At 62.1% G+C, this 13,058-nt stretch carries 8 protein-coding genes; 6 read left to right on the plus strand and 2 right to left on the minus strand.

The features are described from left to right. Positions 1 to 103: 103 nt before the first annotated feature. From prpC to prpD, 4 genes are all read left to right on the plus strand, one after another. Positions 104 to 1,231, plus strand: coding sequence for a bifunctional 2-methylcitrate synthase/citrate synthase (prpC, locus tag ACSSVC_RS13580; RefSeq protein WP_123725785.1), 1,128 nt, complete (start codon positions 104 to 106; stop codon positions 1,229 to 1,231). A 202-nt stretch (positions 1,232 to 1,433) separates the two neighbouring features. Next, positions 1,434 to 4,028 (plus strand): Fe/S-dependent 2-methylisocitrate dehydratase AcnD, encoded by a 2,595-nt coding sequence (gene acnD / locus ACSSVC_RS13585; RefSeq protein WP_346631851.1) that lies wholly within the window; start codon positions 1,434 to 1,436, stop codon positions 4,026 to 4,028. A gap of 61 nt (positions 4,029 to 4,089) precedes the next feature. Continuing rightward, positions 4,090 to 5,280 carry a 2-methylaconitate cis-trans isomerase PrpF gene (gene prpF, locus ACSSVC_RS13590; RefSeq protein ID WP_346631850.1) on the plus strand — a complete coding sequence of 397 codons (1,191 nt, stop codon included), beginning with the start codon at positions 4,090 to 4,092 and terminating at the stop codon, positions 5,278 to 5,280. A 160-nt stretch (positions 5,281 to 5,440) separates the two neighbouring features. Beyond that, positions 5,441 to 6,925 carry a 2-methylcitrate dehydratase gene (gene prpD, locus ACSSVC_RS13595; protein WP_492612399.1) on the plus strand — a complete coding sequence of 495 codons (1,485 nt, stop codon included), beginning with the start codon at positions 5,441 to 5,443 and terminating at the stop codon, positions 6,923 to 6,925. A gap of 116 nt (positions 6,926 to 7,041) precedes the next feature. Here the strand turns inward: prpD and ACSSVC_RS13600 are convergent, their stop codons facing one another. Continuing rightward, on the minus strand, positions 7,042 to 7,995 hold the full coding sequence (locus ACSSVC_RS13600; protein ID WP_446440176.1) for a DMT family transporter: 954 nt from the start codon (positions 7,993 to 7,995) through the stop codon (positions 7,042 to 7,044). Positions 7,996 to 8,088: 93 nt separating this feature from the next. Here ACSSVC_RS13600 and ACSSVC_RS13605 point away from each other — a divergent pair, with 93 nt between their 5' ends. Then, complete coding sequence (locus ACSSVC_RS13605) at positions 8,089 to 9,513, plus strand: aminotransferase-like domain-containing protein (protein ID WP_404938820.1); 1,425 nt, start codon at positions 8,089 to 8,091, stop codon at positions 9,511 to 9,513. 74 nt (positions 9,514 to 9,587) lie between these two features. On the opposite strand, the gene ppsR is transcribed toward ACSSVC_RS13605, so the two are convergent. Then, positions 9,588 to 10,406, minus strand: coding sequence for a posphoenolpyruvate synthetase regulatory kinase/phosphorylase PpsR (gene ppsR / locus ACSSVC_RS13610; RefSeq protein ID WP_102863851.1), 819 nt, complete (start codon positions 10,404 to 10,406; stop codon positions 9,588 to 9,590). A 174-nt stretch (positions 10,407 to 10,580) separates the two neighbouring features. Here ppsR and ppsA point away from each other — a divergent pair, with 174 nt between their 5' ends. Continuing rightward, entirely contained in the window at positions 10,581 to 12,956 is a 2,376-nt protein-coding gene (gene ppsA, locus ACSSVC_RS13615) for a phosphoenolpyruvate synthase (protein WP_492612400.1), read from the plus strand. Positions 12,957 to 13,058 lie beyond the last annotated feature (102 nt).

Here is a 13,058-nt window from a genome sequence, read left to right on the forward strand (position 1 = left end):
CGCGCGGGCCCAGATCGCCAGCAAGCTCGCTCCTCCATGGTCGGGGTGAGTCCCGACCAACGAAGTTGCCAAGTCCCTAACAAATTCAAGATTGGAGAGAGCAATGGCCGAAGCAAAAGTATTGAGTGGCGCAGGTCTGCGCGGCCAGGTGGCCGGGCAAACCGCGCTGTCCACCGTGGGCCAGGCCGGTGCCGGGTTGACCTATCGCGGCTATGACGTGCGCGAACTGGCGGCCGATGCGCAGTTCGAGGAAGTCGCCTACCTGCTGTTGTACGGCGATCTGCCGACCCAGGAACAACTGGCGGCCTACACCAGCAAGCTGGGCAAGCTGCGCGACCTGCCTCAGGCGCTGAAGGAAGTGCTGGAGCGGATTCCGGCCCAGGCCCATCCGATGGACGTGATGCGTACGGGCTGCTCGTTCCTGGGCAACATCGAGCCGGAGAAAGACTTCTCCCAGCAGCATGACGTCACCGACCGCCTGCTGGCGGCCTTCCCGGCGATCATGTGCTACTGGTACCGCTTCAGCCACGAAGGCGTGCGCATCAGCTGTGTCAGCGACGAGCCTTCCATTGGCGGTCATTTCCTGCACCTGCTGCACGGCAAGAAGCCCAGCGACCTGCACGTCAAGGTGATGAACGTATCGCTGATCCTCTACGCCGAGCATGAGTTCAACGCCTCGACCTTTACTGCCCGGGTCTGTGCTTCGACCCTGTCCGACCTGTACTCCTGCATCACCGCGGCCATCGGTTCGCTGCGTGGCCCGCTGCACGGCGGCGCCAACGAAGCGGCCATGGAAATGATCGAGCGCTTCAGTTCGCCGCAAGAGGCGATCAAGGGCACCCTCGGCATGCTGGAGCGCAAGGACAAGATCATGGGGTTTGGCCACGCGATCTACAAAGACAACGATCCGCGCAACGAGGTGATCAAGGGCTGGTCGAAAAAACTCGCCGACGAAGTGGGCGACAAGGTGCTGTTTCCGGTTTCCGAGGCCATCGACCAGACCATGTGGGAGCAGAAGAAACTCTTCCCCAACGCCGACTTCTACCACGCCTCGGCGTACCACTTCATGGGCATCCCCACCAAGCTGTTCACGCCGATCTTCGTTTGTTCGCGCCTGACCGGCTGGGCGGCCCATGTGTTCGAGCAGCGTGGCAACAACCGCATCATCCGTCCAAGCGCCGAGTACATCGGCGTCGAGCAGCGCAAGTTCGTGCCAATCGAACGTCGCTGACCGGGAGGGTGCCGACACTGTTCATTGAATGAACCACACACCTGTAGGCGCGAGCTTGCTCGCGATAGCGATGGATCAGCCGACAGCCATGTCGGATCTGCTTCGGTCATCGCGAGCAAGCTCGCTCCTACAAGGGATAGATGTCCATTCAACACGGTGCCAGGCGCTCCCTTTGAAACTACCGTGATCGAGTCCCCTGACCATGAACACTGAATTTCGCAAGACGCTGCCCGGCAGCCAGCTGGACTATTTCGACGCCCGTGCGGCGGTCGATGCGCTCCAGCCAGGCGCCTACGACAGCCTGCCCTACACCTCCCGCGTGCTGGCGGAAAACCTGGTGCGTCGCTGTGATCCGGCGACCCTCAACGCGTCCCTGGGCCAACTGATCGAACGCCGCGATGACCTCGACTTCCCGTGGTTCCCGGCCCGCGTGGTGTGCCACGACATCCTTGGCCAGACCGCGCTGGTGGACCTGGCCGGCCTGCGCGACGCCATCGCCGACCAGGGTGGTGACCCGGCGCTGGTCAATCCGGTGGTGCCGACCCAGTTGATCGTCGACCACTCCCTGGCTGTGGAATGCGGCGGTTTCGACCCGGACGCCTTCGACAAGAACCGCGCCATCGAAGACCGGCGCAACGAAGACCGTTTCCACTTCATCAACTGGACCAAGAAGGCCTTCAAGAACGTCGACGTGATCCCGCCGGGCAACGGCATCATGCACCAGATCAACCTGGAGAAAATGTCCCCGGTGATCCAGGTGCGCGACGGGGTGGCCTTCCCTGATACCTGCGTCGGCACCGACAGTCACACCCCCCACGTCGATGCCCTGGGGGTCATCGCCATTGGTGTGGGCGGCCTGGAAGCCGAGAACGTCATGCTCGGTCGCGCGTCGTGGATGCGCCTGCCGGAAATCATCGGCGTCGAGCTCACCGGCAAGCTGCAACCGGGCATCACTGCCACCGACATGGTGCTGGCGCTGACCGAGTTCCTGCGCAAGCAGAAAGTGGTGGGTGCCTGGCTGGAGTTCTTCGGCGCAGGCGCCGCGGCGCTGACCCTGGGCGATCGCGCCACCATCTCCAACATGGCTCCGGAATACGGCGCCACTGCGGCGATGTTCTACATCGACCAGCAGACCATCGACTACCTCAAGCTCACCGGCCGTGAAGACGAACAAGTGCGCCTGGTGGAGAGCTATGCCAAGCACACTGGCCTGTGGGCCGACAGCCTGAAGAGCGCACGCTACGAGCGCGGCCTGCAGTTCGATCTATCGTCGGTGGTGCGCAACATGGCCGGGCCGAGCAACCCTCACGCCCGGGTCGCCACCAGCGATCTGGCGGCCAAGGGCATCGCTGGGCAGTGGTCCGAAACCCCGGGGCAGATGCCGGACGGCGCGGTGATCATCGCCGCCATCACCAGTTGCACCAACACCAGCAACCCGCGCAACGTGATCGCGGCCGGCCTGCTGGCGCGCAATGCCAACAAGCTGGGGCTGACCCGCAAGCCGTGGGTCAAGTCGTCCCTGGCCCCGGGTTCGAAAACCGTGGCCATGTACCTGGAAGAGGCCGGCCTGGACCATGAGCTGGAGCAACTGGGCTTTGGCGTGGTGGCCTTTGCCTGCACCACGTGCAACGGCATGTCCGGCGCCCTGGACCCGGTGATCCAGAAAGAGATCATCGACCGCGACCTGTACGCCACCGCGGTGCTCTCGGGCAACCGCAATTTTGATGGGCGTATCCACCCTTACGCCAAGCAGGCGTTCCTGGCTTCGCCGCCGCTGGTGGTGGCCTACGCCATTGCCGGCACTATCCGTTTCGATATCGAGAAGGACGTGCTGGGCCTGGACGCCGACGGCCGCGAAATCCGCCTCAAGGACATCTGGCCGAGCGATGAAGAGATCGACGCGGTGGTCAAAGCGGCGGTCAAGCCGGAGCAGTTCCGCAAGGTCTACATTCCGATGTTCGCCATTCACGAAGACACCGGCCCGAAAGTCGAACCGCTTTACGACTGGCGTCCACAGAGCACCTACATCCGCCGCCCGCCTTACTGGGAAGGAGCCCTGGCCGGGGAGCGCAGCCTCAAGGGCATGCGCCCGTTGGCGGTGCTGCCGGACAACATCACCACCGACCACCTGTCGCCGTCCAACGCCATCATGCTCGACAGCGCGGCCGGCGAGTACCTGGCGAAAATGGGCCTGCCGGAAGAGGACTTCAACTCCTACGCGACCCACCGTGGTGACCACCTGACCGCCCAGCGTGCGACCTTCGCCAACCCGAAACTGTTCAACGAAATGGTCGAGGAAAACGGCAAGGTCAAGCAGGGTTCCCTGGCGCGGATCGAGCCGGAAGGCCAGGTCACGCGGATGTGGGAAGCCATCGAAACCTACATGGAGCGCAAGCAGCCGCTGATCATCATTGCCGGTGCCGACTACGGTCAGGGCTCGTCCCGGGACTGGGCGGCCAAGGGCGTACGGTTGGCCGGGGTGGAGGCGATCGTTGCCGAAGGCTTCGAGCGTATCCACCGCACCAACCTGGTGGGCATGGGCGTGCTGCCCCTGGAGTTCCTGGCGGGCACCGACCGCAAGACCCTGGGTATCGACGGCACCGAAACCTATGACGTGATCGGCGAGCGCACACCACGGGCGCAGTTGACCCTGGTGATCAATCGCCGCAACGGTGAGCGGTTGGAGGTGCCAGTGACTTGCCGCCTCGACACCGCCGAAGAGGTGTCGATCTACGACGCGGGCGGGGTGTTGCAGCGCTTCGCCCAGGACTTCCTGGAATCGGCAGTAGCCAGCTAAGTGACGTACCGGGGGCGGGCCGCAAGGTGCCGCCCCCGGTCTTTATCAGGACCAGAAATCCATGGCATTTGTAGCGCAAATCAAGATTCCTGCCACTTACATGCGTGGCGGCACCAGCAAGGGTGTGTTCTTCAATCTGCAGGACCTGCCCGAGGTGGCCCAGCTGCCGGGCGCGGCGCGTGATGCCCTGCTGCTGCGGGTGATCGGCAGCCCCGATCCCTATGACAAGCAGATCGACGGCATGGGCGCTGCCACCTCCAGCACCAGCAAGACGGTGATCCTGTCCAAGAGCATCAAGGCCGATCACGACGTCGACTACCTGTTCGGTCAGGTGGCCATCGACAAGGCCTTCGTCGACTGGAGCGGCAACTGTGGCAACCTCTCGGCGGCGGTGGGCTCTTTCGCCATCAGCAGCGGCCTGGTGGACGCCAGTCGCATTCCGCAGAACGGCGTGGCGGTGGTGCGCATCTGGCAGGCCAATATCGGCAAGAGCATCATTGCCCACGTGCCGATCACCAACGGCGAGGTTCAGGAAACCGGTGACTTCGAGCTGGATGGAGTGACCTTCCCGGCGGCCGAAGTGCAGTTGGAGTTTCTCGATCCGGCGGCCGAGGAAGAGGGCGCCGGCGGTTCGATGTTCCCCACCGGCAACCTGGTGGACGACCTGGAAGTGCCCGGTGTCGGCACCTTCAAGGCGACCCTGATCAATGCCGGGATCCCCACCATCTTCATCAACGCGGCGGACCTTGGTTATCGCGGCACCGAGCTGCAGGGCGATATCAATGGCGACCCCAAGGCCCTGGCCATGTTCGAGACCATCCGCGCCCACGGTGCCCTGCGCATGGGGCTGATCAAGCACCTGGACGAAGCCGCCCAGCGTCAGCACACGCCGAAAGTGGCCTTTGTCGCCGCGCCGGCGGATTACCAGGCTTCCAGCGGCAAGGCGATCAAGGCCGGGGACGTCGACCTGCTGGTGCGCGCCCTGTCCATGGGCAAGTTGCACCACGCGATGATGGGCACCGCAGCGGTGGCCATCGGCACCGCGGCGGCGATTCCCGGGACCCTGGTCAATCTGGCGGCCGGGGGCGGTGCGCGCAGCGCGGTACGTTTTGGTCACCCTTCGGGCACCTTGCGCGTCGGCGCCGAAGCCACTCAAAGCGGCGGTGACTGGACCGTGGTCAAGGCCATCATGAGTCGCAGCGCCCGCGTGCTGATGGAAGGCTGGGTGCGAGTGCCCGGCGACAGTTTCTAGGCAGAGTAATGCTGGCGGTGGTGGCGGGGCTCCCTCGCCACAACCGCCAGTCGTGACATTGTTATTGAATCGCTGAGCAGGCGCAGACCTGCGATGCCGTTATTGACCTGTACCTGAGGAATGACCCCACCTACAACCTTGCAACTGGAGTGACACACTCATGAGCGCCAACGTTGACCTGAACAACCGTCCCGATTACGACCCGGTCCTGCAGGACATTGCCGACTATGTCCTGAACTATGCCATCGACTCCCGAGAAGCCCTCGATTCCGCGCGCAATTGCCTGATGGATACTCTGGGCTGCGGCCTGCTGGCCCTGCGTTTCCCCGAATGCACCAAGCACCTGGGACCGATTGTCGAAGGCACCGTGGTGCCTTTCGGTGCCCGGGTTCCAGGCACCAGCTATCGTCTGGACCCGGTGAAGGCGGCCTGGGATATCGGCTGCATCGTGCGTTGGCTGGATTACAACGACACCTGGCTGGCGGCCGAATGGGGGCATCCCTCGGACAACCTCGGCGGCATTCTCGCGGTGGCCGACCATCTTTCGCAAAAGCGTGTGGCCAATGGTGAAGCGCCGTTGACCATGGGCGATGTGTTGCGAGCGATGGTCATGGCTCATGAGATCCAGGGGGTGATTGCCCTGGAAAACTCCTTCAACCGGGTCGGTCTCGATCATGTGCTGTTGGTAAAGGTTGCCTCCACAGCGGTCTGCGCCAAGCTGATGGGCGCTAACCGCGAGCAGTTGCTGGCGGCGCTGTCCCATGCCTTTGTCGACGGCCAGGCGCTGCGCACCTATCGTCATGCCCCCAATGCCGGTTCGCGCAAATCCTGGGCGGCGGGGGATGCTTCAAGCCGTGGGGTGCGTCTGGCGGACATCGCCCTGCGTGGTGAAATGGGCATTCCCGGTGTCCTGACGGCGCCGCAGTGGGGCTTCTATGACGTGCTGTTCAGTCACACCAACAAGGACCTGGCGTTGAAGCCCGAGGCGCAGCGCTGTTTCAGCCTGCCGCAGAAGTACGCCAGTTACGTGATGGAAAACGTACTGTTCAAGATCAGCTTCCCGGCGGAGTTCCACGCGCAGACCGCCTGTGAAGCGGCGGTGACTCTGCACCCCCTGGTGCGCAATCGCTTGCCCGAGATCGAGCGGATCGTCATCACCACCCATGAATCGGCGATCCGCATCATTTCCAAGGTCGGGCCGCTGGCCAATGCCGCCGACCGCGACCATTGTCTGCAATACATGACCGCAGTGCCCCTGGCCTTCGGCACCTTGGTGGCCGAGCATTACGAAGATGATTTCCATGCTGCGCATCCGATCATCGATCAGTTGCGGGGCAAGATGGAGATCGTCGAAGACCCGCGTTACACCCGTGAATACCTGGAGGCCGACAAACGCTCCATTGCCAATGCGATCCAGGTGTTCTTCAAGGACGGCTCCAGCACCGAACAGGTGGCGGTGGAATATCCCATCGGTCACCGTCGTCGCCGCGCCGAAGGCATTCCATTGCTGGAGGACAAGTTCAGGGCCAACCTGGCCACGCGCTTCACCGCCCAGCGTTCGACGCAGATTTTCCAACTGTGCAAGGACCCGGCTCGGCTTGAGGCAACGCCGGTGCACCGGTTCGTCGACCTGCTGGTGATCTGATCCCCCCTTGTAGGAGCGAGCTTGCTCGCGATGAACGTCAACGATGACATGGGTTTGCCGGGCGAACCTGGCGTTCCGAGAAGCTTCGCGAGCATGCTCGCTCCTACAGTGTCTCTTTAGCGTTGGGTGGGCTTTGTGGACAGCCATTTATCCAATGGCAATTTGGTGATGGCGAAGCCGCCGAGCAGGGTGGCGCAGTACAGCAGCAAGTCCCGGGACAGGCTCTGGCCTTCATACCAGGCGCCGATGATCACCGCGAACACCGGAAAGATGATGAAGACAAAGGACAGGATGACCGGGCTCAGGCGTTTGAGCAGGAAGAAATAGACGATGAACCCACCCACCGAAGCCGCCAGCCCCAGGTACAGCAGGGCGCCCCAGGAGCGTGGCGTGATGGCGGCAAAATCCGGGTGCTCGATCCAGAGTCCTGCCAGGCACAGCAGCAGGCCGGCGATGCCGATGGGCAGGGTGTTGTAGGTGATGACGCTGATGGCGCTGCCATGTTTCTTGGTGACCACGTAACACAAGGCATGCAGCAGCGCCGCGCCGAGTATGGCCAGTACGCCGCTGAGTCCTTGGTGATCGAGGTGCAGGCCCTGGCCGCGGATGATCTGGTACAGGCTGGCAAAGCCGATGGCGATGCCGAGCATTTGCGCCAGATGGATCTTTTCCCGCAGTAGAAGGGCGGAAAAAATCAGGATGAATACCGGCATGCAACTGAACAGCAATGCAGTGAGGCCGGAAGACACGTGCAACTCGCCGTAGTTGAGCAGGGTGTAGGGCAGGCTGAAGTAGCACAGGGTCACAAACAGCAGAAAGCCGCGGCTGCCCTTGGGAAACATCAAGGGTTCGCGCCGCAGCCAGGCAAAACAGGCGAACAGCGGGAAGGCGATCAGAAAGCGCAGTCCGGCAGCGGTCAAGGGGGGAGTGCTTTCTACGGCCATCTTGATCCCCAGCCAGGTGGTACCCCAGCTCAGGCAGACAATCAGGAACAGGCTGCAGGTCACCAGAACGGCGAGCCAGCGGCGCGAAGGCGCCTGAGTAATGGGTGCTGCCGTGGTCGTGCTCACACTGACATTCCTTTCGTGATCGGCAATTGACCCCTATATTTAGCGAGTCATTTCCGGTGATTGAACCTGTAAAGCACGTTATTGGGGTAAGTGATGGCTGTCAAAGTAAGTATTGACATGGTGTCAATGTTGCGTTCCGCGTTGCGAGATGGCTCGGGGCCCAAGTACAAGCGTCTGGCAGAGGCGCTGGAGCAAGGCATTGATCAAGGGCTGTTGGCGCCCGGCAGCAAACTGTCCCCCCATCGGCTGCTGGCCGACCAACTGGGCGTGACCATCGGCACCATCAGCCGTGCCTATGCTGAACTGGAGCGCCTGGGGCAGGTGGTGGCGCGGGTCGGCGATGGCACTTATGTGCGCCAGGACGGCTTACAGCGTCAGCGCGACTCGGGATTCCGCACTGCCGGTGACGAATCGCCCACGCTGTTCGACATGAGTCGCAATACCCATATTCCCGGACCGGAGAGTCGTTTTATCGCCCAGAGCCTGCGGGCACTGGCGGAAGATCCCCACGGGCTGCTGGAGGTGGCTCGCTACAGTCCCGAGGCCGGGTTGCCCCGCTATCGTGAGGCCGGGGCGCGCTGGCTGACCCAGGAGGGGTTGCAGGTCGATCCCCGTCAGGTCATTTGTGTCAACGGGGCCCAGCACGGCCTGCATATCGCCTTGCTGGCGCTGCTCAAGGCCGGGGATACCCTGGCCACCGAGCACCTGACCTATCCTGGCCTGATCAGTACCGCGCGGATGTTGGGGATCAAGTTGCTGGGTTTGCCCATGGATGAGCAGGGGCTGCTGCCCGAGGCGTTGGAGGAAGCTTGCCGACATCACCGACTGGCAGCTCTGTATTGCACGCCGACCTTGCAGAACCCCAGCACTGCGGTGCAATCCCCGGCGCGACGGGGGGCCATTGCCGAGGTCTGTCGGCGGCATAATCTGTTGATTCTTGAGGACGAAACCCATGCCGTGCTGATGGATCGGCGCCCGGCGCCGTTGGCGCATTTTGCCCCGGAGCGCACGGTGCTGATCAGCAGCCTGAGCAAGGCCGTGGCGGCTGGGTTGCGGGTCGGCTTCGTGCATGGGCCGCAGCCTTTGGTGGGACGATTGGCCGCAGCATTGCGCGCGACCTGCTGGATGGCCACTCCGTTAGCCCTGGAGCTTGCTGCCGGGTGGATCGACGACGGCATTGCCGAGCGCCTGCGTCAGCAGCAAATGGCCGAGATCACTCGTCGCAAGGAGCTGGTGGCGGGTTTGCTGCAAGGGTTGGAGTGGCGCAGTCCGCAGGCGTGTCCGCATTTCTGGGTCCGGGTCCCCGAGCCTTGGCGGGCCTCGGAGATCGAAGTGCATCTGAAGCAGCAGCACTATCTGGTGGCCACGGCCGAGGCCTTTGCCGTAGGCCAGGCGGCGGTGCCGCAGTTCATTCGTGCCAGTGTCTGCAATACCACTGCCGATGATCGGAAACTGACCGAGGGCTTTGCTGCGCTGGCGACGGCGCTGAGTCAGGAACCCGGATTGCCGGGGTGGTGAGGCGCTGAAGGAGCAAGGGGAGGTGGCAAGGACGGGTCCTTGCCACCTCGGATCGGCTGAAGTGGCGTCGATGCTTACTTGAAGCGCCGTTCCACACCTTTTTCCACGAGGATCTTGGCCGAAATCTCTTCCACCGAGAAATGCGTGGAGTTGATGTGGGGGATGTTTTCGCGGCGGAACAGGTTTTCCACTTCTCGCACTTCGAACTCGCACTGGGCATAGCTGGAGTAGCGACTGTTGGGTTTGCGCTCGTTGCGGATCGCGGTGAGGCGGTCCGGGTCGATGGTCAGGCCAAACAGCTTGTGTTTATGGGCGCGCAGGGCGTTGGGCAGTTGCAGGCGCTCCATGTCTTCTTCGGTCAGCGGGTAGTTGGCCGCACGGATGCCGAATTGCATGGCCATGTACAGGCAGGTCGGGGTCTTGCCACAGCGGGACACGCCCACCAGGATCAGGTCGGCCTTGTCGTAGTAGTGGGTGCGGGCGCCGTCGTCGTTGTCCAGGGCGAAGTTCACCGCCTCGATCCGTTCCATGTAGTTGGAGTTGTGCCCAATGGAATGGGACTTGCCGACGGAGTAGGAAGAATGCTCGCTGAGCTCCTGTTCCAGGGGCGCGAGGAAGGTCGAGAAGATGTCGATCATGAAACCATTGGAGGTCGCGAGAATCTCACGAATGTCCTGATTGACGATGGTGTCGAAGATAATCGGTCGATAGCCGTCTTTTTCGGCGGCTATATTGATTTGTTGTACCATGGCCCGCGCTTTTTCCATGCTGTCGATATACGGCCGCGTGAATTTGCTGAAGGTAACGTTTTCGAACTGCGCCAACAGGCTCTGGCCGAGGGTTTCCGCTGTGATGCCGGTACCGTCGGAGATAAAGAAAGCAGATCGTTTCATTTGCGGCTTGGGCCTTAAGCTAGTGACGATTCTTGGATATGATAGGCGCGATTTGTCGGCCGGGAATGGCCCGCATTCTCACTTATTTTCCAGGTCCAGGCCATATAGCGGGCAAACGCTCCAAAGAGCAGCCGGCTTCTGAGCTTTTCCAACACAGTTAGTGGAGAGATCACCTTGGTAGAGTACGTAGTTTCCCTCGATAAGCTCGGCAAACACGATGTTGAGCATGTGGGGGGCAAGAACGCATCCCTGGGCGAGATGATCAGCAACCTCGCAGGTGCGGGCGTATCGGTCCCTGGTGGCTTCGCCACGACAGCTCAGGCTTACCGTGATTTTCTTGAGTTGAGTGGTCTGAACGACCAGATCCATGCGGCGCTCGATGCGCTGGATGTCGATGACGTGAATGCCCTGGCCAAGACCGGTGCGCAGATCCGTCAATGGATCATGGACGCCGAATTCCCCGAGCGCCTCAACACCGAGATCCGTACTGCCTTTGCTGCACTGTCGGCGGGCAATCCCGAAGTGGCCGTGGCTGTGCGCTCTTCGGCCACTGCCGAAGACTTGCCGGATGCGTCCTTCGCCGGCCAGCAGGAAACCTTCCTCAACATCCGTGGCGTGGAGAACGTGATTCGCGCTGCCAAGGAAGTGTTTGCCTCCCTGTTCAACGATCGCGCCATTTCCTACCGTGTACACCAGGGTTTCGACCACAAGCTGGTGGCCTTGTCTGCCGGTGTGCAGCGCATGGTCCGTTCGGAAACCGGCACTGCCGGCGTGATGTTCACCCTCGACACCGAGTCGGGCTTCCGTGATGTGGTGTTCATCACCGGCGCCTACGGCCTGGGTGAAACCGTGGTTCAGGGTGCGGTCAACCCGGACGAGTTCTACGTCCACAAGAACACCCTTGAAGCCGGTCGTCCGGCCATTCTGCGCCGCAACCTGGGCAGCAAGGCGATCAAGATGATCTACGGCGATGAAGCCAAGGCCGGCCGTTCGGTGAAAACCGTGGACGTGGACGCGGTCGATCGCGCACGTTTCTGCCTGACCGACGCGGAAGTCAGCGAGCTGGCCAAGCAGGCGATGATCATCGAGAAGCACTATCAGTGCCCGATGGACATCGAATGGGCCAAGGACGGCGATGACGGCAAGCTGTACATCGTCCAGGCACGTCCGGAAACCGTGAAGAGCCGCACCCAGGCCAATGTCATGGAGCGCTACCTGCTCAAGGAAACCGGCACCGTACTGGTGGAAGGCCGTGCCATCGGTCAGCGCATCGGCGCCGGCAAGGTGCGGATCATCAAGGACGTTTCCGAGATGGACAAGGTTCAGCCGGGTGACGTGCTGGTCTCCGACATGACCGACCCGGACTGGGAACCGGTGATGAAGCGCGCCAGCGCCATTGTCACCAACCGTGGCGGCCGTACCTGTCACGCCGCGATCATCGCTCGCGAGCTGGGTATTCCTGCAGTGGTCGGTTGCGGCAACGCCACCGAGCTGCTGAAGGATGGTCAGGGTGTGACCGTTTCCTGCGCCGAGGGTGACACCGGTTTCATCTTCGAAGGCGAACTGGGCTTCGACATCAAGAAGAACTCCGTGGATGCCATGCCGGAGCTGCCGTTCAAGATCATGATGAACGTCGGTAACCCGGATCGTGCCTTCGACTTCGCCCAGCTGCCCAATGCCGGCGTGGGCCTGGCCCGCCTGGAGTTCATCATCAATCGCATGATCGGCGTGCACCCCAAGGCGCTGCTGAACTACGCCGGGCTGCCGCAAGAGATCAAGGACAGCGTCGACAAGCGCATCGCCGGTTACCACGATCCGGTGGACTTCTATGTCGACAAGCTGGTCGAGGGCATCAGCACCCTGGCGGCAGCGTTCACGCCGAAGAAGGTCATCGTGCGTCTGTCGGACTTCAAGTCCAACGAATACGCGAACCTGATCGGCGGCAAGCTCTACGAGCCGGAAGAAGAAAACCCGATGCTGGGCTTCCGCGGTGCTTCGCGTTACATCAGCGAATCCTTCCGTGACTGCTTCGAGCTCGAATGCCGCGCGCTGAAACGCGTGCGCAACGAGATGGGCCTGACCAACGTCGAAATCATGGTGCCGTTCGTGCGCACCCTGGGCGAAGCCAGCCAAGTGGTGGATCTGCTGGCTGAAAACGGCCTCAAGCGCGGCGAAAACGGTCTGCGCGTGATCATGATGTGCGAACTGCCATCCAACGCCATCCTGGCGGATGAGTTCCTCGAGTACTTCGATGGTTTCTCCATCGGTTCCAACGACCTGACTCAGCTGACCCTGGGCCTGGACCGTGACTCGGGGATCATTGCTCACCTGTTCGACGAGCGTAATCCTGCGGTCAAGAAGCTGCTGGCCAATGCCATTGCCGCCTGTAACAAGGCCGGCAAGTACATCGGCATCTGCGGCCAGGGGCCTTCGGATCACCCGGACCTGGCCAAGTGGCTGATGGAGCAGGGCATTGAAAGCGTTTCGTTGAACCCGGATTCGGTGCTGGAAACCTGGTTCTTCCTGGCTGAAGGCCAGGGCGCGGCGTAATCGGTGAACGAAGAGCCGGTCGCTCGTGAGACTGGCCGGCTCTTGAAGATTCAAGCAGGGCGTGCTTCTTCTGGATGCCGCCCTTTTTTGTGCAAGAAGAAT

This window comes from Pseudomonas sp. E1BtOHC1 (genome assembly GCF_058744285.1).